19 protein-coding genes are annotated in these 20,003 nt (G+C 68.0%); 7 read left to right on the plus strand and 12 right to left on the minus strand.

The features are described 5' to 3' along the window. Positions 1–494 precede the first annotated feature (494 nt). The 3 genes from coaBC to Q8Q88_RS06585 are packed head-to-tail and all read left to right on the plus strand — an operon-like array spanning position 495 to position 2,727. The gene (gene coaBC, locus Q8Q88_RS06575) at positions 495–1,688 is read left to right on the plus strand and encodes a bifunctional phosphopantothenoylcysteine decarboxylase/phosphopantothenate--cysteine ligase CoaBC (protein ID WP_305674401.1); all 1,194 of its coding nucleotides are present in this window, start codon (positions 495–497) and stop codon (positions 1,686–1,688) included. Next, positions 1,685–2,140: a dUTP diphosphatase gene (dut, locus tag Q8Q88_RS06580; RefSeq protein WP_305674402.1), complete on the plus strand. Its 456-nt coding sequence runs from the start codon at positions 1,685–1,687 to the stop codon at positions 2,138–2,140. The genes coaBC and dut overlap by 4 nt, the downstream gene beginning before the upstream one ends. 2 nt (positions 2,141–2,142) lie before the next feature. After that, entirely contained in the window at positions 2,143–2,727 is a 585-nt protein-coding gene (locus Q8Q88_RS06585; RefSeq protein WP_305674403.1) for a histidine phosphatase family protein, read from the plus strand. On the opposite strand, the gene Q8Q88_RS06590 is transcribed toward Q8Q88_RS06585, so the two are convergent. The 3 genes from Q8Q88_RS06590 to Q8Q88_RS06600 form a co-directional block, all read right to left on the minus strand. Then, positions 2,724–4,160 (minus strand): amidase family protein, encoded by a 1,437-nt coding sequence (locus Q8Q88_RS06590; protein WP_305674404.1) that lies wholly within the window; start codon positions 4,158–4,160, stop codon positions 2,724–2,726. The two genes, Q8Q88_RS06585 and Q8Q88_RS06590, sit on opposite strands and share 4 nt — an antisense overlap. A gap of 14 nt (positions 4,161–4,174) precedes the next feature. After that, positions 4,175–4,945 carry a 4-hydroxy-tetrahydrodipicolinate reductase gene (gene dapB, locus Q8Q88_RS06595; protein WP_305674429.1) on the minus strand — a complete coding sequence of 257 codons (771 nt, stop codon included), beginning with the start codon at positions 4,943–4,945 and terminating at the stop codon, positions 4,175–4,177. A 156-nt stretch (positions 4,946–5,101) separates the two neighbouring features. After that, on the minus strand, positions 5,102–5,728 hold the full coding sequence (locus Q8Q88_RS06600) for a glutathione binding-like protein (RefSeq protein ID WP_305674405.1): 627 nt from the start codon (positions 5,726–5,728) through the stop codon (positions 5,102–5,104). A 71-nt stretch (positions 5,729–5,799) separates the two neighbouring features. Between Q8Q88_RS06600 and Q8Q88_RS06605 the strand changes: the two genes are divergently transcribed. The 4 genes from Q8Q88_RS06605 to Q8Q88_RS06620 all read left to right on the plus strand — a co-directional run bounded on the left by Q8Q88_RS06605 (position 5,800) and on the right by Q8Q88_RS06620 (position 11,555). Then, complete coding sequence (locus Q8Q88_RS06605) at positions 5,800–6,423, plus strand: TetR/AcrR family transcriptional regulator (RefSeq protein ID WP_305674406.1); 624 nt, start codon at positions 5,800–5,802, stop codon at positions 6,421–6,423. Between the two features lie 52 nt (positions 6,424–6,475). Beyond that, positions 6,476–7,771, plus strand: coding sequence for a S41 family peptidase (locus Q8Q88_RS06610; RefSeq protein ID WP_305674407.1), 1,296 nt, complete (start codon positions 6,476–6,478; stop codon positions 7,769–7,771). A 103-nt stretch (positions 7,772–7,874) separates the two neighbouring features. Next, positions 7,875–10,163, plus strand: a complete 2,289-nt coding sequence (locus Q8Q88_RS06615) for an NADP-dependent malic enzyme (protein ID WP_305674408.1) — start codon at positions 7,875–7,877, stop codon at positions 10,161–10,163. Between the two features lie 93 nt (positions 10,164–10,256). Then, on the plus strand, positions 10,257–11,555 hold the full coding sequence (locus tag Q8Q88_RS06620) for an Hsp70 family protein (protein WP_305674409.1): 1,299 nt from the start codon (positions 10,257–10,259) through the stop codon (positions 11,553–11,555). Positions 11,556–11,600: 45 nt separating this feature from the next. Here Q8Q88_RS06620 and Q8Q88_RS06625 read toward each other — a convergent pair whose 3' ends face one another. The 9 genes from Q8Q88_RS06625 to Q8Q88_RS06665 form a co-directional block, all read right to left on the minus strand. Next, the gene (locus Q8Q88_RS06625; RefSeq protein WP_305674410.1) at positions 11,601–12,296 is read right to left on the minus strand and encodes a Crp/Fnr family transcriptional regulator; all 696 of its coding nucleotides are present in this window, start codon (positions 12,294–12,296) and stop codon (positions 11,601–11,603) included. A 203-nt stretch (positions 12,297–12,499) separates the two neighbouring features. Further along, positions 12,500–12,820 carry a hypothetical protein gene (locus Q8Q88_RS06630; RefSeq protein ID WP_305674411.1) on the minus strand — a complete coding sequence of 107 codons (321 nt, stop codon included), beginning with the start codon at positions 12,818–12,820 and terminating at the stop codon, positions 12,500–12,502. Further along, complete coding sequence (locus Q8Q88_RS06635; protein ID WP_305674412.1) at positions 12,811–13,842, minus strand: hypothetical protein; 1,032 nt, start codon at positions 13,840–13,842, stop codon at positions 12,811–12,813. Before Q8Q88_RS06635 ends, Q8Q88_RS06630 begins: the two co-directional genes overlap by 10 nt. 2 nt (positions 13,843–13,844) lie before the next feature. Then, on the minus strand, positions 13,845–17,132 hold the full coding sequence (locus Q8Q88_RS06640; protein WP_305674413.1) for a hypothetical protein: 3,288 nt from the start codon (positions 17,130–17,132) through the stop codon (positions 13,845–13,847). A 498-nt stretch (positions 17,133–17,630) separates the two neighbouring features. Further along, positions 17,631–18,182 carry a DUF6036 family nucleotidyltransferase gene (locus Q8Q88_RS06645; RefSeq protein WP_305674414.1) on the minus strand — a complete coding sequence of 184 codons (552 nt, stop codon included), beginning with the start codon at positions 18,180–18,182 and terminating at the stop codon, positions 17,631–17,633. After that, on the minus strand, positions 18,182–18,550 hold the full coding sequence (locus tag Q8Q88_RS06650; RefSeq protein ID WP_305674415.1) for a hypothetical protein: 369 nt from the start codon (positions 18,548–18,550) through the stop codon (positions 18,182–18,184). The genes Q8Q88_RS06645 and Q8Q88_RS06650 overlap by 1 nt, the downstream gene beginning before the upstream one ends. Before the next feature lie 191 nt (positions 18,551–18,741). After that, positions 18,742–18,888: a hypothetical protein gene (locus Q8Q88_RS06655; protein ID WP_305674416.1), complete on the minus strand. Its 147-nt coding sequence runs from the start codon at positions 18,886–18,888 to the stop codon at positions 18,742–18,744. A 19-nt stretch (positions 18,889–18,907) separates the two neighbouring features. Then, a complete protein-coding gene (locus Q8Q88_RS06660; RefSeq protein WP_305674417.1) occupies positions 18,908–19,393 on the minus strand; it encodes an RES family NAD+ phosphorylase in 486 nt (161 codons plus the stop codon). After that, the gene (locus Q8Q88_RS06665; RefSeq protein ID WP_305674418.1) at positions 19,390–19,902 is read right to left on the minus strand and encodes an antitoxin Xre/MbcA/ParS toxin-binding domain-containing protein; all 513 of its coding nucleotides are present in this window, start codon (positions 19,900–19,902) and stop codon (positions 19,390–19,392) included. The genes Q8Q88_RS06660 and Q8Q88_RS06665 overlap by 4 nt, the downstream gene beginning before the upstream one ends. Positions 19,903–20,003 lie beyond the last annotated feature (101 nt).

The following is a 20,003-nucleotide window of genomic DNA, read 5'->3' on the forward strand; positions in this document are numbered from 1 at the left end:
CGCCCGCCACAGCCTGACGGGCAACCGCCCCGGACACCGGTCCACGCCCACAAAGCGGCGGCCAAAGGCGCTACCCCACCGCATTCCAGGCTTCGAAGGAGGCTCTCAGCCGCTCATTAGCGGACTAAATCAACGATATCGGCGCCTGTCGGACCTAATGAAGTTATGTCGCTCCTTAGGGTCACCACCCGTAAACCTACGGTGTCGATCACCCCGAATAGGTGTGCCAGTCTCGTCCTGGGCCGCTCTCTGGTCTACCGCGCGGTGTGATGGTTGAGGCCCAGGGGCGCCGTGCTTGGAATGCGCCGCCCCACTCATGGTTTGCGCCAGAAAACCCAGACGAGGCCAGTGATCGCCGTCACGAAAGCCGTCAAAGCCGCGATGGTTTTGGGGGCGGGAAGAGCCGAGGCAGCCTCCTTCATTAGGATCAGCTGTTTGTCCCAAGCTGGGGTTTGCCCTAAGAGCAAAAGCCTTCTCTCGGAGGGCGTCGGGCCTTGTCGGAAAAACGGGTTCTCTTGATCGTGGGCGGCGGGATCGCCGCCTATAAGGCCCTGGAACTGACCCGCCTGCTGCGCAAGGCCGGGATCGGGGTGCGGCCCATCCTCACCCAGGCGGGCGCCGAATTCGTCACCCCGCTGTCGCTGGCAGCCCTAGCCGAGGACAAGGTCTATTCGCAGCTCTTCTCCCTGACGGACGAAGCCGAGATGGGCCATATCGAGCTGTCGCGCTCGGCCGACCTGGTGGTGGTGGCGCCGGCCACCGCCGACCTGATGGCCAAGGCGGCGCACGGCCTGGCCGGGGACCTGGCCTCGACCACCCTGCTGGCCACCGACAAGCCGGTGCTGATGGCGCCGGCCATGAACGTGCGGATGTGGGAGCACGCCGCCACCCGCCGCAACCTCGCGACCCTGAAGGCCGATGGGGTGCTGTTCGTGGGCCCCGACGAGGGGGCCATGGCCTGTGGCGAGTTCGGCTTCGGCCGCATGGCCGAGCCCGCCACGATCTTCGAGGCGATCCTCGAGGCCCTGCGCGGCCCGGCGGCTCGGCCCCTGGCCGGCAAGCGCGCCATCGTCACCGCCGGACCGACCGCCGAGCCGCTGGATCCCGTGCGGCTGCTGACCAACCGCTCCAGCGGCAAGCAGGGCTTCGCCATCGCCAAGGCCCTGGCCGATCTGGGCGCCGAGGTGACCCTGGTGGCCGGTCCCGTGTCGGTCCCGACCCCGGTGGGTGTCAAGCGGGTGGACGTGGAGACCGCGCGTGAGATGCTGGCGGCCTGCGAGGCGGCCCTGCCGGCCGACATCGCCGTCTGCGTCGCCGCGGTGGCCGACTGGCGCCCCGCCGACGCGGCCGGGATCAAGCTGAAGAAGGACGGGAACGGCCCGCCCTCAATCGCCCTGGTGGAGAACCCCGATATCCTTGCCACCCTCTCGACTTCCGCCCGGCGGCCGAAGCTGGTGGTGGGGTTCGCCGCCGAGACCCACGACGTGGAGACCTACGCCAAGGCCAAGCTCGCCCGCAAAGGCTGCGACTGGATCGTGGCCAATGATGTCAGCCTCGAGGGCGTCATGGGCGGGGATGACAACACGGTGTCTATCGTCACGGCGGGGGGAATCGAGCGATGGGAGCGGACCGCGAAGTCGCAGGTGGCGAGCAGGCTCGCCGCCCGCATGGCCCAGGAGCTCTCGTGACGCCGACCGTCCCCGTCAAACGCCTGCCGCACAATCCCGACCTGCCGCTGCCCGCCTATGAGACCGCCGACGCCGCGGGCATGGACCTGCGCGCCGCGGTGCCGCAGGACGCCCCCATCGTTCTGGCGCCCGGCGCGCGGTTCCCGGTCCCCACCGGCCTGGCCTTCGCCATCCCCTCCGGTTTCGAGGGCCAGGTGCGGCCGCGCTCGGGCCTGGCGCTGAAGTCCGGCGTCACCTGCCTTAATTCGCCGGGGACGGTGGACGCCGACTATCGCGGCGAGGTGAAGGTGATCCTGATCAACCACAGCGCCGAGGACTTCACGGTTCGTCGCGGCGACCGCATCGCCCAGATGATCATCGCCCCCGTGACCCAGGCGGCCCTGGCCGAGGTCGCCGACCTGGACGACACCGCCCGCGGCGCCGGCGGCTTCGGCTCGACGGGCGGACGCTAGGCATGGAGCTGATCCTCGTCCGCCACGGCCTGCCTGTGCGCAGCGACGGCCACGCCGATCCCGAGCTGTCGGAGGAGGGCCACGACCAGGCCCGGCGGGTGGCGCTCTGGCTGGCCGATGACGGGGTCGACGCCGCGTGGTCCAGCCCCATGCGGCGCGCGATCCAGACCGCCGAGCCCTTCGTGGCCCATGGCGGCCACGCGCTGCAACTCCACGAGGGCGTGGCCGAGTTCGACCGCCATTCCGAAGCCTATGTGCCCATGGAGGTGCTGAAGCGCGAGGACTACGCCGCCTGGAAAGCCCTGGCCGAGGGCGGCCACGGCGTCGATGTGCCGGCCTTCCAGGACCAGGTCGTCGGGGCGCTGGAGGAGGTCATCGCCACCCATCCGGGCGGGCGCGTGGCGGTCTTCTGCCATGGCGGGGTGATCAATGTCTGGACCGCCCATGTGCTGAAGATGGAGCCGCGGCTGTTCTTCGAGCCGGGTTACACCAGCGTCCACCGCTATATGTGCGCCCGCGGCGGCCAGCGGAACGTGGTCAGCCTGAACGAACGCGCCCACCTGCGCGAGGTCGCCGCCGCGATCTAGGCGGGCGGCGGCAGGTAGCCGCGCAGGGTCTCGTCGATGGCCTGGGCGACCGCCAGGGTGCGGGAGTCGCCACCGCGCGGCCCGATGATCTGCATGCCCACCGGCAGGCCCGAGGCCGCGAGGCCCGCGGGGACCACCGTGGCCGGGAGGTGGCAGGCGCTCGCCAGGGCGACCCAGTTCATCATCGCGACATAGGGGACCTGCGTCCCGTCCGTGAGCTCCAGGCGGCGGGCCGTGAACGGCCGGTGGTCGTGCGGGAAGGCGACCCGCGGCGTCACGGGCGCCAGGATCACGTCGAACCGCAGGAACACTTCGCCCATGGCGTGGCTGAGCCGCGCGCGGACCTCGTCGGCGGCGATCCACTCCGCGTGGCTGGCGGCGTAGGCGCGCGACAGCCCGCCCCAGGACCTGAGGTCGAGGCCGATCGAACCGGCCAGGTCGGCCAGGGCCCGCGTGCGCCGCGCCCGCCGCTGTAGGGCCGGCGGCATGTCGCCGCCGATGATCGAGCCCAGCAGGGTCAGGAAGGCGCCCATGAGCTGGTCGGCCGGCACGGGGCTGGATATCGGCTGGACCTCGGCGCCGGCCGCCGCAAGCTCGCGAGCCAAGGCTTCCAGCACCACGCGGACCTCTGGGTCCAACGGGAACAGCGGCTCGTCCAGCCACAGTCCGACCCGCAGGGACGACAGATCGGCCGGCTTGGCCTTGGCGGCGATGGGTCCGTTCTCGATCACCGAGAGCAGCAGCCGCAGGTCGCGGGCCGACCGGGCCATCGGCCCGACCACATTGAGGTCGCGTTCGATATGGGCGCCGGGCGCGGGGGGCACGTGGCCGCGTTGCGAGACCATGCCCCAGGTGGGCTTGTGGGAGAACACGCCGCAGAAGCTGGCCGGGACCCGCAGGGAGCCGGCGATATCCGAGCCGATCTCCAGGGCCGTGACTCCGCTCGCCAGGGCGCCGGCTGCTCCGCCCGACGAGCCGCCGGTGGTGCGCGTGACGTCCCAGGGATTGTTCGAGGTCCCGTAGACGGCGTTGAAGCTCTGCCAGTCGCCGGCCATCACCGGCACATTGGTCTTGCCCCAGATCACCGCCCCGGCCCGGCGGGCGTGGGTCACCGCCACGGCGTCCTCGGCCCTGCGGTGACGGAAGGTCTCCAGGCCGGAGGAGGCCGGCAGGCCCGCCACGTCCAGGGTGTCCTTTATGGTCATCGGCAGGCCGGCGAGCGGGCCCAGGGTCTCGCCGCGCAGGCGCAGGTCGTCGACGGCTCGGGCCGCCTCCAGGGCCCGGTCGAGGTCAGCGGCGACCACCAGGTTCAGGCGGGCGTGGGTGGCCTCGTGGCGGGCGAGCGCCAGCTTCAGCAATTCGACGGCCGAGATGTCCTTGGCCGTAAGGGCGGCGAGTTGGCCCGTGGCGTCGCGGCTCAGGAGATCGGCCATGCAGCTCGTTCCCGTTAGTTGAGGCCCAGGACGTCCTGCATGTCGTACTTGCCGGGTGGCCGGTTCGCGACCCAGCGGGCGGCCTCCACCGCGCCGCGGGCGAACAGGCCCCGATCGCGCGCGGAGTGGCTCAGGGTCAGGATCTCGTCGTCGGCTGCGAAGGTCACCGAATGCTCGCCGATGATGTCGCCGCCGCGCATCACCGAGAAGCCGATATCGCCCGGGGTTCGGGGACCTGTATTGCCCTCGCGCGCGCGGGTGGAGGCCAGGGCCAGGTCCACGCCGCGGCCCTTGGCGGCGGCCTCGCCCAGCATCAGGGCGGTGCCGGAAGGGGCGTCGACCTTGCGCCGATGGTGGGCCTCGAAGATCTCGATGTCGTAGGCGTCGGGGCCGAGCGCTCGGGCGGCCTGGGCCACTAGGCCCAGCAGCATGTTGACCCCCAGCGAGAAGTTCCCTGCCTGGACGATGGCGACCGTCTCGGCCGCCTTGCCGATGGCGGCGAGGTCCTGGTCGGAAAGTCCGGTGGAGCCGATCACCAGGGTCGGCCCACCCCGCGCCGCGCAGGCCTGGGCCAGGGCGACGGAGGCGGCGGGGGTCGTGAAGTCGATGACGACGTCGGCGCCGTCCAGCGCCGCGGCCTGGTCGACCAGGCCCGCGCCGCTCGCGCCCGGGCGGTCGAACCGCCCAGACAACACGACGTCCTCGCGGCCGGCGATCACGGCGGCCACCGCCTGGCCCATGCGGCCGAGCGCGCCGGCGACGGCGATCTTGATCGGGGCGGTCAGGGGACACTCTCCGGCGGACGCGAACCTAAGGAGCGCTACTCTCCCGTCCTTGGGCGCTGGGTCAAGCTTGCGCGCGCCGCGCCGCCCATGTGGTTCCGGAAAGCGCCAGGCGCCGTCCGGAGCGCCACGCGGCCCTCCGGACGAGGCTTGGGGCCGCTAGGCGGCCTGGAAGAGGGTGAGCTCCTCCTTCAGGGCGCGGGCCACGGCGGGACGGGCGCTGACCCGGTCGCGATAGGCGGCGATGGCCGGCCACTTGGCCAGGTCGATGCCCACGAACTGGGCCCAGTTGAGCACCGCCATCAGATAGGCGTCGGCGACGCTGAAGCGGTCGATCAGGTATTCGCGGCCTTCCAGGTGGCTGTTCAGATAGTCGAGCCGTTCGTCCGCGCCCTCGCGGGCGAAGGCCTTGGCCCCGTCGTTGGACCTGGACGAGAGCAGGGGGTTGAACACCAGCTTGTGCAGCTCGGTCCCCACGAAGCTCAGCCATTGCTGCAGGCGGTAACGTTCGGGCGATCCGGCGGCGGGAGCGAGCGCGGCGTCGGGGAAGGCGTCGGCCAGGTACTGCAGGACCGCGGCGTTCTCGGTGATCACCTCGCCGTCGTCCGTGCGCACGGCCGGCACCAGCCCCTTGGCGTTGATCGTGCGGTAGTCGACGCCGCCGCCCTTGATGGTCTTGGTCTTGGCGTCGACCTGGTTCAGGGAGACCTTGCCTTCGGCCCCGGCCTCATAGACGGCGATGCGGGTGGAGAGCGAGCAGGCGAGCGGGGAGAAGTAGACGTCCATGGGGAAACCTCCGTCGTTGATTTCCGTACCGTTCCGCATAAAATAGACCGTCGTCAAGGATTTGCTGCGAAGTGGTACAAAAAGAACCTTCCGGCTCCAGCCGACCGCGCGGCCGGCCGCGCGCCTATGATCCGGCGACCGCGCTCGGCAAGGCGCGCGACGCCTTCTGGCGCAACGGCTTCTCCGCGACCTCGCTGGACGACCTGTCAGCCGCCACCGGCCTCAACCGTCCCAGCCTCTACGGGGCCTTCGGGGACAAGAAGGCGCTCTACATGGCCACCCTGCAGCGTTCGCGGGCGGAGATGTTGGCGAGCCTGGAGCTGGGTTTGTCGGCGCCTGGCCCCGTGCGCGAGGTGCTTAAGGCGATCTATGCCGGCGCCTCGACCATCTATCGTTCGGGCAGCGAGGCCCAGCGCGGTTGCTTCCTGATCGGCACGGCGCTGACCGAGAGCGTCGCCGATCCCGATGTACGGCAGCTGCTCGACCAGGTGTTCGGCGAACTGGACGAAGGCTTCGCCGCGCGCCTGGCCGCCAATCCCGAAGAACTGCCGCCGGGGGCCGACCCCGTGGCTATGGGCAGGATGGCCACTGCGATCCTGCACGCCCTGGCGGTCCGCGCGCGCGCCGGCGCCGACGAGGCCTCCTTGCGGGCGATCTATGAGGCCGGCGTCGATCTGATCTGCGCGCGGCCCTAAAACGGTCAAGCTTGGCGCCAAGCTGGGGATATCCGCTGGAGGGAACCGCCCCATGAAGACCCTGTTGGCCGCCGTCGTCATGGCGCTGGCGCTTGCGCCGCCGGTGCTCGCCCAGCCCGCGCCGATCGATCCGCGAGCTCGGACCGAGGCGATCGCCGCGGCCATCCAGCAAGAGTATTTCGACGAGGCCAAGGGCCGGCGCCTCGCTGCGGAACTTCGCGCGGAGGCCGCCAAGGGCGCCTATGACAGCCTGAAGGACCCCCGCGACTTCGCAGGCGCGCTCAGCGCGCGGCTCAGGCCCCAGGACGGCCATTTCCAGGTGAGCTGGTCGCCGCCGCAGGCCGGCGCGCCGGACCGGCCGGCTTTCGACCCCGCCAAGGCCGCCGCCGCAGCGCGGCGGATCAATTACGGCTTCCGCGCCGTCCAGGTCCTGCCCGGCAATATTGGCTATATCGATCTGCGCCAGTTCGCCCATTTCGAGGGCGACGGCCCGGCGCGGGCCGCGGCCGACGCGGCGATGGCGCTGATCGCGGGGACCGACGCGGTGATCGTCGACCTGCGCTTCAATGGCGGCGGCTCGCCGGCCATGGTCGGCTATCTGGCGAGCTGGTTCGTGCCCAGCGGCGCCGATATCTACAACACCTTCAAGAGCCGCGGCCCCGACACCTACGAGGCGCCGACCGCCGAAATCCGCGGCGCACGCCGCCTGGAGGTCCCGCTCTATATCCTGGTCAGCGGCCGCACCGGCTCGGCGGCGGAGAGCTTCGCCTACACCCTGCAGGCGGCCAAGCGCGCGACCGTCGTGGGCGAGCGTTCGGCGGGCGGCGCCAATCCTGGCGGCGCCAATCCCGTCGGCGACGGCTTGGAGGTGTTCGTTTCCAGCGGCTCGCCGGTCAATCCGATCACGGGCGCGAACTGGGAAGGAACCGGCGTCGTCCCCGATGTCGTCGCCGCGCCGGACCAGGCCCTTGTCCGCGCCCAGGTCCTGGCTCTGCGCCGCATCGCCCAGGCGCCCCTGGCCGAGCCGGCCGCCACCGAGGTCCGCTGGATCCTCGAGGCCCTGGACAGGCCGCCGGCCGTCGACCCGGCCGCCCTGGCGCGCTACGCCGGCGACTATGGCCCCTATGCCGTGACCCTGGCGGGCGACCGGCTTGTCCTGCGCCAGGGCCGCCGGCCTCCGGCCGCGCTCGACCCGCTGGCGGAGCCCGGACTGTTCGCCGTCGATGGTGCGCCCACCTGGCGGATACGCTTCGAGGCGCCAATCGGCGGTCCCGCATCCGCCCTGGTCTCGATGGGGTCCGACGGCTCGGCCGCGCGCCAGCCCCGGACACTTGCGCAACAGCCTTGAGAAAGGACGGCGAAGCTTTCCGTGGGAAGGTTGTGGCGCGGGGCCGGGCTCTATAGGTTGGCGGCCTCCAAAACCAAGCCTGCCCAAAGGAACCGCCGCGCCTATGAGCGACGCCGAAAAACGCACCTTCACCGACGAAGAAGCGCTGCACTTCCACAAGTATCCGACGCCCGGGAAGATCGCCATCGCCGCGACCAAGCCGATGGCGACGCAGCGCGATCTCAGCCTGGCCTATTCGCCGGGCGTGGCGGTGCCGGTGCTGAAGATCGCCGAGGACCCGGAAGCGGCCTACGACTACACCTCCAAGGGCAACCTGGTGGCGGTGATCTCCAACGGCACCGCGATCCTGGGCCTGGGCAATCTGGGCGCCCTGGCGTCCAAGCCGGTGATGGAGGGCAAGGGCGTGCTCTTCAAGCGCTTCGCCGACGTCGACGCCATCGACATCGAGGTCTCGGCCACCGATCCCGACGAGATCATCACGGTGGTCAAGAACATCGGCGTCACCTTCGGCGGCATCAATCTCGAGGATATCAAGAGCCCCGAGTGCTTCCGCATCGAGACCGAGCTGCAGGAGCTGCTCGACATCCCGGTGTTCCACGACGACCAGCACGGCACGGCGATCATCTCCGCCGCCGGCCTGATCAACGCCTGCCACATCACCGGCCGCGATCTGAAGGACGTGAAGGTGGTGCTGAACGGGCCGGGGGCGGCGGGCATCGCCACCCTGGAGCTGATCAAGGCCATGGGCCTGACACCCAGCAACGTGATCGCGGTGGACTCCAAGGGCGTGCTCTGGCGCGGTCGCACCAACGACATGAACCAGTACAAGAGCGCGCATGCGGTCGACACCGACAAGCGCACCTTGGCCGAGGCCCTGGAGGGCGCGGACGTGTTCATCGGCCTGTCGGTGAAGGGCGCCCTGACCGCCGAGCTGGTGAAGAAGATGGCGCCCAAGCCGATCATATTCGCCATGGCCAATCCCGATCCGGAGATCACCCCCGAGGAGGTCCATTCCGTCCGTCCCGACGCCATCGTCGCCACCGGCCGGTCGGACTACCCCAACCAGGTCAACAACGTCCTGGGCTTTCCCTACATCTTCCGCGGCTCGCTGGACGTGCGGGCGCGGCGGGTGAACATGGAGATGAAGATCGCCTGCGCCAATGCGCTGGCGATGCTGGCCCGCGAGGACGTCCCTGACGAGGTGGCCGCCGCCTATCACGGCATGCAGCTGAAGTTCGGCCCGCAATACATCATCCCCAGCCCGTTCGATCCGCGGCTGATCTGGTACATCCCGCCCTTCGTCGCCCAGGCGGCGATGGACAGCGGCGTGGCGCGCAAGCCGATCCCGGACATGGACGCCTATCGCGCCTCGCTGGCCCAGCGGCTCGACCCCACGGCGGCCTTCCTCCAGAAGCTGCAGGGCGCGGTGCTGAAGGCCCCGAAGAAGCGCGTGGTCTTCGCCGAGGGCGAGGAACCCAGCGTGATCCGCGCCGCCTACGCCTTCGAGGCCGCGGGCCTGGGCCACGCCATCCTGGTGGGCCGCGAGGAACTGGTGCGCGAGAACATGGTCGCCGCCGGCCTGGACCCGGCCGAGTCGAAGCTCGAGGTGATCAACGCCCGGGTCTCGGACCGCAATCCCGACTTCGTGGACTTCCTCTATGCGCGCCTGCAGCGCCAGGGCTACCTGAAGCGCGACGTCCAGCGGCTGATCAACCAGGACCGCAACTCCTTCGCCGCCTCCATGGTGGCGCTGGGCGAGGCGGACGGCATGGTGACCGGGGTCACCCGCTCCTACGACCAAGTGCTGGAAGAGGTGCTGCGGGTCATCGACCCGGCCCCCGACGGCCGGATCATGGGCATGAGCGTGGTGCTGTCGAAGGGCCACACCCTGTTCATCGCCGACACCAACGTCACCGAGATGCCCGAGGCCGAGGAATTGGTGGAGATCGCCTGCGAGGCGGCTCGGGCGGTGAAGATCCTGGGCTACACACCCCGCGTGGCCTTCATGTCCTATTCGACTTTCGGCAATCCCATGGGCCTGCGTTCCGAGAAGGTGCGCGACGCCGTGGCCATGCTGGACGAGATGGAGATCGAGTTCGAGTACGAGGGTGAGATGCCGCCCAAGGTGGCGCTCAATCCCGAGAAGCGCGCCAACTATCCCTTCATGCGCCTGTCGGGCCCGGCCAATGTGCTGATCATGCCGGCCATCCATTCGGCGGCGATCTCGACCCAGCTCGTCGAAGCCCTGGGGGGCGGCACGGTGATCGGCCCGATCCTGCTCGGCCTTTCCAAGTCGGTGCAGATCGCCCCGCTGTCGGCCAGCGTCTCGCGGATCCTCCAGGCCGCGACGCTCGCGGCCTATGAGCAAGACATCGTCGAGGCCCAGAGCTGATGTCCGTGCGCACGCACAAGACCTAACGGCTGGTCCGCTCTGAGGGGTGCGGACGATCCGTCGTCCCCACCCCTTCGAACAGGAGCGCGACCCATGACCGGTCTGAGCATCGGCATCGATTTCGGCACGACCAATACGGTCGTCGCGCTCGCAGGGGCCGACGGGCCGGCCCACCTGGTCAAGTTCCCCGCGCCGGAGCAGGAGGTCTTCGCCTTCCGTTCGGCCCTGTCCTTCCACGCCCCGCCCGAGCATCCGTCGGACCGCACCGTCGAGGCCGGACCTTGGGCCATCGAGGCCTATGTGGAAGACCCGCTGGAGACGCGGTTCATCCAGTCCTTCAAGAGCTTCGCGGCCTCGGAGAGCTTCACCGAGACCCAGATCATCGGGCGGCGCTACCAGTTCGAGGACCTATTGTCGGCCTTCCTGCTGAAGTTGCGCGACCATGCTGGCTCGGAGCTGGCGGACCTGCCCAGGCGGGTGATCGTCGGGCGGCCAGTCATCTTCGCCGGCGGCGCGCCCAAGGAAGAGCTGGCCCTCCAGCGCTACGAGACCGCCTTCCAGCGCCTCGGCTTCAGCGAAATCCTCTACGCCTACGAGCCGGTGGGCGCGGCCTTCTTCTTCGCCCGGGAGTTGACCGAGGACGCCACCGTCCTGGTGGGCGACTTCGGCGGCGGCACCAGCGACTTCTCGATCATCCGCTTTTCCCGGGCGAACGGCGAGATCGTCTCCACCCCCATGGGCCGCTCGGGGGTGGGCGTGGCCGGCGACGCCTTCGACTACCGGATCATTGACAACGTGGTGTCACCCGAACTGGGCAAGGGATCGTCCTACACCTCGTTCGGCAAGGTCCTGCCGATCCCCAACCGCTACTATTCGACCTTCGCCCGCTGGGACCAGCTGGCCCTGATGCGGGCCAGCCGGGAGATGCGCGAGATCCGCAAACTGGTCCGTGAGGCCGTCGAGCCCGAGAAGATCGCCCGCCTGGTGGAGACCCTCGACGAGAACTACGGCTACCTGCTCTACCGCTCCGTCTCGCGGCTGAAGGAAGCGCTGTCGACGCAAGAGCGGGCCGAGTTCGCCTTCGAGGCCGGGACCATCGCCATACGCCGCCCGGTGGAGCGCGCCGAGTTCGAGGGCTGGATCGCGCCCGAGCTCGCCCTGATCGAGACCGCCGTCGACGAGGCCCTGGCTGATGCGGGGATCACGGCGCAGGGCGTAGACCGGGTGTTCCTCACCGGCGGCTCGTCCCTGGTGCCGGCGGTGCGCGACATCTTCCACCGCCGCTTCCCGGCGGAGAAGATCGAGACCGGCAGCGAGCTGGAATCCATCGCCTCGGGCCTGGCCTTGATGGGCCGCGAGCGCGACCTCACCAAGTGGGCGCGTCGGGCCTAGGCGGTGGGCAGGGCCGTCAAGATCGCGAGGCGGACACTGAGAGCTCTAGCTAGGCTTCTCCGGCTGGTCTAGCGCCCCCACCTGGCGCCGCACCACCCGCTCAAGGTGGTCGAGGTCCAGGAACTCAAGGCGGCGTCGGCGGTTGCGGATGACGTTCATTTGGGACAGGGCCCGCATCTCACGGGTGACGGCCTCGCGATGGCTGCCGATCCTGTTGGCCAGCTCGGCGTGGGTCGGCGCCGGGCTGATGACGAGCTCGCTGTCAGCGCCACGGCGAGCAAGTCTCAGGAGTTCGCAGTGTAGTCGCGCCTGCATATTCAAGGCGCTGAGCTCGAAGACGCGGCCGGTGAGCCTCCGCACTTCGGCGGCGAGGTGGTGGAGAAGCCACAACGCCGCGGGCGGAGAGGCCGCCAGGCAAGCCATGAAATCTGTCTGGCTCATCACCACGAGACGGGCCTCCGTGGTCGCCATCACGCTGGCCGAGCGCGGGGCGCCGTCGAGCGCGGCCAACTCGCCGAAGACGGCGCCCGGTCCAAGCTCTCGCACCGACACCTCGCGGCCCTGCGGAGAGTAGATGAGCACCTGAATCTCTCCCTCGACGACGAAGAAGACATCGGTCGACCGGCTGCCCGCTCCGACAATCGTGCGCCCGCGCGGCGCACGCACGTGGCGCAGGCGCGGATCGATGAGGCGGCGAAGGGCAGACGGGATCAGCATCAAGAACTGCGGCGACTCACTCACACCTACCCCCGTCTGGAAACGCCTACTCCAGTCATCCTATGGCGCCGCTAGCTGTTTCTACGACCCAGAACTGTGCTCCGGGGTGTCACCGCTCACGGGTGAATACGACGTCGCCGAGAATCCAGCCCACGGTCAGTTTGGCGCCATGAGCATGCGTGATCAGGCAGCCCCGGTGGGGCCCCTGTAGGTTGAGCCTCGGAGGTTCAACCCGACGCTGCGGGAGCGCGAGGGTCGCTCAGCGCGGCCTTGAGGTCGTCCATGATGCTCTTGGCGTCCTCATCGTCAGCGTTCTTGAGCCAGATGAGCAGCAGGTCGACCCGGCCCCACTCGCGAGCGACCCGACGAAGGATCTCGATCGCTCCGGCCAAGGTGACGCCTGTCGCGGCATAGAGCAGCTTCAGCTTGTCGGGGTCGTCCAGGAATCGGAGCGCCGCGTATCCGGCGCCGGCAACTAGTAGCATGGCGAAGGTGAAGATGACGAGCGAGACCAGGCTGTAGCGCTTGCGATAGGCCTCTAGCTCCACCTCGAAAGCTTGCCGATTTCGGATCCCAAAGACGTCGCGCGGCACATAGTGCCGATCCAGGATCGAGCCCAAGCCCATGGCGTTCCTCCTCGCTGATTACCATCAATCTTGCCGAATGCGCTCATCAGCGCCGCCTCCACCAGCGCCCGCGCCTCGTGATAACGGACGCTTGCTTCCTCACAGGCCTTGAGCGTGTCGGCCAGCACAGCGAAGCGGGAAATCGGGACCAGGTGATTCAGCCCATGATGGAAGATCGGCCGCGGAACGTGCTCCGCCCGGCGCTTGCCAAGAAAGCGCGCAAGATAGACCGACTGGCAGACGCTGAGATCCAATTCGCCAGCGAAATTGGGGGCGATCGCGGCCTCGATCTCGGCTTCGCCGACCAAGCCATCAGCCAATTCAAGCCGATTGCCCGGCGCGATGTGGGGCCCTAGCACCTCGTCGATCACCGCCCGGGCCAGCGACGGTCCGATCGCCTCCCGTTCACGGGGGTCGGAGAGTTTGAGCGCATTGTTGAATGCCCCAGCCAGGATGAGCCTGTTGAGGGTGCCCGCGAATTCCCGGCGCCAGGCCCGTTGCGCTTGCTCGGCGACTGGGGCGCGCGGGAGCGCTGTTAGCGCGGCGCGCAGGATTTCCCCCTCAGGCCCAGCCGCGGCTTGAACAGCGCCGTCCATGTCATGCACTGACCCGCGGAGATCCGCCTCAGCCAGGGGCGCCCCGCGCCAGTGGCCGCACAGGATCACGACGTCGCTCGTTTCCGTCGCCCGGCGGAGGTCGGCTAGGCCCGCGTCTGTCACCACGCGCCCACCTAGGTGCTCGGTCAGCGCGGCGAGCCGTTGGGCGGCCTCGGCGACCCGATGATATCCATCCTCCCCAGCCCATGCCTCCGAAGGCTTCCGCCGACCCACCAGGCCGCCGACATAGTCGCTGCGGGGCGTCCCGCTCGCGGCCGACAAGAAGGCGGCTTCCGTGATCGGAACGGCGAAGAGCACCGCGAGTTCGAACGGCAGGTGTCCGGGCATGTTTAGGGCCTCGCCTCTGCCATCCGCAGGTCGCCGAGATTGCTGTCGACGTAGAAGGTCACGTCCGCCTTCAGGTCTCGCACGATCCGCGCCTTGGTCGCGGCGACCATTGTGGCGAGGTTGGCCTGGGAGGTGGCGGCACGCTTCACCTGATCTTGGAGGATCGCTTGCAGTCGGACGCCCGCGCCGGAGGCGGCCGCCTCGGGCACGTCGGCCACGGCGGCGATGCGGCCGATCTGCATCGCGTCGCCCGTCTTTGGAAAGACGACCACGACGACCGTAGGATGGGTTCCGGGCACGCCGCGTTGGCCTTGGATGTTGGGATGGGCGGCAAACCAGCTCGCCGCATCCGCCTCGGCCGGCTGAACAACGGCCTGCGACCAGGCCGGCTTTGCCTGGGCGGCGCGTGCAAGCCGTACCGGATCGCGTCCGAAGAGCGAGACCGTGCCCCGGCCGCCGGGTTGGCCAGGCATTGGCGTCTCCAGCACCAGGTCCGGCGGCGGGCCGGGCGGCTTGCGGCCCCCGCCTCCAAAGAGGACCTTCGCATGTTCGATTAGCGAGGAAGGCCGTGACGTCGCGAGCTTCTTCAGCATCACGCTTTCTGTCAGGGCTCGGGTCCATTCCGCATCGACGCCGTAGAAGTGCACCATTTCGCTGCCGCCCCGCGCATTGGCGAGGACCTCGATCAGCCCCGAGGCGCCTTCTACAATCTCGACATTTCCCGTACCTGGTGGGCGTTTGGCGACGGCGAAGGTGTCGGGGCCCACGCTAACGACGACGGCCCGGCATTCGCTGCAGGCCTGGAGGCGTGCGAGCATAGGCTGCACATGCTCGGTAGCCGCGGCCGGGCGGGAGCGCACAAGCGCCAGCATGCTCTTCGGCGCCTCGGAACTCACCTGCAGGGCATCGGCGGCCGAACGCGGCGCAAGGGCGTCGCCCAACTCGCCGGCGGCCAAGCGCTCGGCCGTTACAGTGGGTATCTTGTTCGCGGAGATCTGCGTGATGTTGGCGTCGACTGCGGACTGTGCGGCGGACCCGGCCGGCATTCTCTTGCTTGGCGCAGTTGGGGTTCTCGCGGTAACGATGGGAGGACGTCCACCGACATTATGACCTCCGATCGCCCATATCTCGACTTCGTTCTGCGACAGGACCAGGGTCGGGGTCCGGATCGAGCCGCCTGTCCTGTCCCGCGCCGCCGCGGCGAGGAGGCGATCCTTGATGCCGTCGAGGTCCGCCGCGAGCCACGCGGAGTCGGCGATCTTGCGGCCCAGACGCTGACCGGAGCGATATAGCTTGGCCTCCCGGCGATAGGTGGCGCCTGCCAGGAAGTAGGCCGATTGGAGCTTGCCGATCTCGTCAGCGATCCGTTCGATCTCCGTATTTCGCGAAGCCACGATCGCCTTAAGCTCATTGAACTTGGCGGCTTCGCTGCTTTCCGATTCGAACCGGCAGCCGTTCGCGTCCTTGGTGCCGCCGGGATGCCGCAGGGCTTCGGCGCAGGCGGTGTCGTACGCCATCCGGTAAGCCGCACGCGCCTCATCGCCTGCCTTGTCCAGGAGACGGCCTCGGGCCTCCAGCACCCGCAGGCGATCCTCGGCTTTGAGAAGTTTGAGGCTTGAGGTCTGCGATGCAACTAGGAACTCCGCCGCCTGGTCCAAGGTCATCCCAGGGGTCGCGAGAAGCTGGCGGACGTCCTTCTGGATCGACCGTTTCAGGGGATCGGCGGCGTCCGGCTCGCCCGCGATGCGCGACAGCCAAGCCTTCGCCTCCACCTGAATTGCGGCGACCGCGATCTCTGTGCGTGACAGGGACGCTTCCTTCGGTGCGCTGGAGCCTACCAGCAGATTGTTGACCGCTTGATAGAGCAAGGTGTTCTGCGCGACCCGAACAACGAGCGGGTGCCCCGATCGTTCGAAATAGTCGCGCCCCTTCTTCGACCAACCCTCGGAAAGCCGCTTCGGGTCACCCGCATCTCCACCGTCCTCGCCGAGCGGGAGATAGAGGACTGGAAGCGCGCCGGAGCGGTCAGCCGTCAACACCCGCCCGCTCGGTTGATCCGTGAGGACGGAGAACCCGCGGGTGTTCCAGTTGAAGATGATCCCTGACGCGTCGAGCTCTGATGCCGCTACAGAGCTCACAGGCGAAGCGCCGAAGGGGTAGGCGGGCGGCGCGGCGACGGGAAAGTCAAGATAGCGCACCTGTCCTGCTTCAGACCAGGACTTCAGGATTTGATCGGCCGCGTTGAGCAGGGCGCCGAACTCTCGGTCCTCCAGCTGCTTTGAGAGCAGGATGGGCGCCCAGTCCCAGCCGCGGAACTCGCCGGTCAGGATCTTGCCGGCGAACACACGCTGGCGTTCATAGCTCTGGGCCAGCGCCTCGCTGCGCTGCGCCGCCAGGGCGGCGAAGGTTTCGAACCGGAGCGGCGGCAGGTCGGAAAGCGGGATTTGGCGTTTGCGGCCAATCAGGACGAACACCTCTTTGGGTGTCTTGAGCGCAGCTGCGAGGAGGTCTGACTCCAAGGCGAAGCGGCGGAAATCATCCCGAGCATCATCGAGGACGGCGCCCTTGGACAGCACCAACGCCACAAGGGCCCCATCTGAGGATCGAAAGGCGCCCGCGCGCCCGAGGATAGCAGACCAGGAAGAAGGCGCGTCGGCGGGGCTCGTCAGGGACGCCCAGCTCCCGCCGCTTGCGGTCAACCATCCTCCGACATCGACGGGTCGCACGGACATCGAGGCGATGGGTGTGGATGGCGCCGGCTCGTCGACGTCTTCAAGCCAGAAGCCGTCCGAGGTCCCGTGAAGCGCGGCGTCGATATACTTCAAGCCCTCGACCACGCTGGATGGGGCGTTCCAAACCTTCAGTCCGGACCCGAGCACCGCCGAGGTCTTCGCTGAGTCCACAGGCTTTAGGGTCAAGACGAGGTCTTCGAGCCACCCGTCAACACCTGTCGCCCAACGATATCGGCCTACGGCCTCCAATTGGGAACCGAACACAGCTTGCGCCAAATGTTCGAGCTCGACATGACTGAGGCGCGTCGGCGGCTCAGAAAGTATCGCGACAATTCGGCCGTTGCGCTGAGAGAGGGCGTAGGCCTGGTAGGGCCAGGGATGCGCATCGCGGAACGTGCGCCAAGCGTCGCATGATTGAGCGGAGCCGGGGCAAGTCGGATTTTCAGCATCCGAAGGATGGAATGTCCACGTCGTCGCTGGCGTGGCGGTGGTCTGAGCTTGCGCCGTTCCGGCGGCGATCGTCCAGGCGGCGAGCGTCGCAATAAGCAAATTCCTCATCCTGGCCCCCAACCATCGAAGAACTCGGCGTTAACATATCAGCAACTTTTGCGCGCGTCACGACATGGCGCTCGCAGAACGATCTCCATGTGTGGGTTTGGCAAACTTGGTTGGGTGAGCCGGGTTGACGCCTTGATGCTGTCGTCACGTCACTGAAGTCGCCGCTTCCACGGGATTTCTCGTCCGCATTGGCTCTCGAAACCCGCCTGTTCGAAGTGGGAGCAGGAGGTCGTCCCCGACCTAGTGCATGTCGATGGGGAGAAAGCCGCCCATAGGCGCAGGCCGATAAGAAATGCCTTGTGCGAAATGACCCTGAAGAATCGGGTATTTTCTATAGGTCCCGCCGGGACGAGCTGTCCGCGCCATGACGCGGATCACTGTCGCGAAGGCGCGGCATCCCCGATCGGATTTCTTCTTCAGGCCCACCCGGTCGAAACCGATACCGGCCGCCGGAAACCTGAGGGTGCGCCTCCTGGCAGCCGAGACCCAACCGGATGGCTAGTCACGCCCCCGCCGGCGCACGATCTCAATCAGCTCTAGAATGCGGACGCGCCGGGCATCCGCCAGCTCGGGTAACTTGTCGATCCTGCTCGCGACTTCCGCCAGGTCGATGAAGCCCGCGCCATGGGCTGCGCTCACCCAATCCAGATCTTTCTCGCGGCCGGCGAAGAGCTTCGAGACAGCAATGTCCTCGGGATGGGGAACTACAGCTTCGACGCCGTTCGTCGCGGGCGAAACGTAAATTCTGCAACGTTCGCGCCAGTCTGAAGGCAGCTTGGCGGTCTCCGGACCAACGCCGTCAACATGGTACCCGTGCGTGTCATCGAAAACGGAGAGCTGCCCAATGTTCTCCAGGAGATCCGATATCCGCTCCACCTCGTCGTCACTAACGTCCGAAGCGAACATGTCGGCTTCACGGCTAATCATCATGCGTTCGGGGACGTGCTCGTACCACGCGAAGATTGCGTTCGATCCCACCAGTACAAATCGCTTGTGCCCAGTAAGGTCGCCCGCAGCTCGAAGCAGATGATCGAGTTCGCGCCGCGTCACTAGGCGGCGTGCCTGGCCAAGGCGGTGACTTGTTCCGGGGGGATCACGACGAACACCGGCGCGGTCTCGCGCAGGGACGCTCCGCGTTCATCGTCAGCCAGGAGATCTGACACCAATTGGCCAACCGGGAGGCGGACCGCCTCGCTCCAGAACTCGTAGATGTCGCGCTGCCGCGGATCGGTCCTGACGAAGCGTTCAAGGTAGGCTTGCCCCTTCGCAATCAATCCTGGGTTCTCCAAGAGCCGCTTTGCGAGCAGCAACGCACGCACGTAGGTGCGGAGCTCGTACCTGTCACGGAAGACGCGCTTGAGGGGGAGGCCGCTATCGAGCCCAACCAGCTGAGCCATGTTCAGGGTGCGCGTTTGCATACCACTCAATGTAGCACAAGGCAGTGAGCTGCTGCTAACGGACATCAAGGCGAATGGTGTCTCCCACGCATGCACCCGGAAGCACAATCTTCCGGACAGGACCAGGTCAGACCTTACCCCTTGCTCTTGTGGTTGCAGCGCATCGGATATCGGCGAACGCTAAACTGACTTCGAGCAAGATCAGTGAGCGCTCAGCCGCCCTTTCTCGCCCCACGGGCGACGGCGGTCTCGAACGCCTCAATCAGGACATTCAGCGCCCAGGCGAGACGCCAGCGCTTGTCGGACGGCAGATGGTCGAGGCCGGTGTGCAAGGTCCCGGTGTCCTGGCGTCCGGCCAAGCCGGCGGGCGCCAGCTGATCAGGCGACCTTCACCAGCCTGGGGTCATAGGTCCATCTGCGGACCTTGCGCGCGGTGATGCGGCTCGCCTCGGCATGGAGCGGATTGATCAGCAGGTTGATCTCCTCGGGCACGATGACCGAGGGCACGGCCAGGACCGCCGAGCTCCTGGCGTTGATCCAGTCGGTCCCGAACTTCAAGGTCACGCGGCCTGCGGGCTCGGCGTCCCAGCCGGCCCGCAGGCTCGCCGCGGTCTCGCGCAGGGCCGCCGCCATGAGGTCGTCTGGGACCTCGATGGCCACCAGGTAGCGATTGAGCGGCAGGCCGCCGGCGTTGAGATGAACCACTGTCTCCAGGCAGGCCAGGGCGCGGGTCTCCGAAGTGTAGACCATCGGAACGCCCTTCTCATTCCAGCGGCCGCCGGTGATCTCAGCGCCTGCCCCCGTGAGGTCGTCGGCCTCGTAGGCCGGCGCGTCCGTGGCGATCCGCCAGAGCGTCTGGCTCACGCATAGGCTCCGCTACCAGCCTGGGCCAGCAGGCTGGAGACCAGGGCCTGTCCCTCCATGGTGTCCATCAAGTCCATCGGCCGGACCGCGCCGAGAGCCGGCAGGGGCTCCTTGAGCCAGCGCGACAGCCAGGCGCTGGCGTTAAAGCCGGTGGGATCGCCCATCTCCTCGACCATGGCTTCGACCTGGCCGACCAGCTTGGCCATACCGATGACCCGCTCGCTCTCGGCGGTCGACAGCGCCTGGTTCGTAGCCACCTTCCGGTTGAAGGTCGCGCGGGGCAGGCGAAGGGCGGCGAGGGCGTCGTCGGACGGGAGGGACAAGGCCCCGATGAGATGCTTGGCCTCGGCCGCGCCCAGGCCCTTCTTGGCCAGCTCGATGCGCTCCACCGGCGTGGCGCGCCACAGGCCGATATGGAGGAGGTGACCCCCCGAAGTGGCCTTCTTCGTCCCTCCCCGCGCCGGCGCGGCGGCGGCCCGGGCAGCGACGCGAGACTTCACATGGTCCATAAGATCGCTCCTTTGAGCGACTATATGGCTCAAATGGGCGGAAACGCTAGGCCTGGGCTGAAACAGGGTTCGCCTGCCGAGCAGGACCCCATCCCACCGCA

It is taken from the genome of Phenylobacterium sp., from assembly GCF_030697925.1.
Lineage (GTDB): Bacteria > Pseudomonadota > Alphaproteobacteria > Caulobacterales > Caulobacteraceae > Phenylobacterium.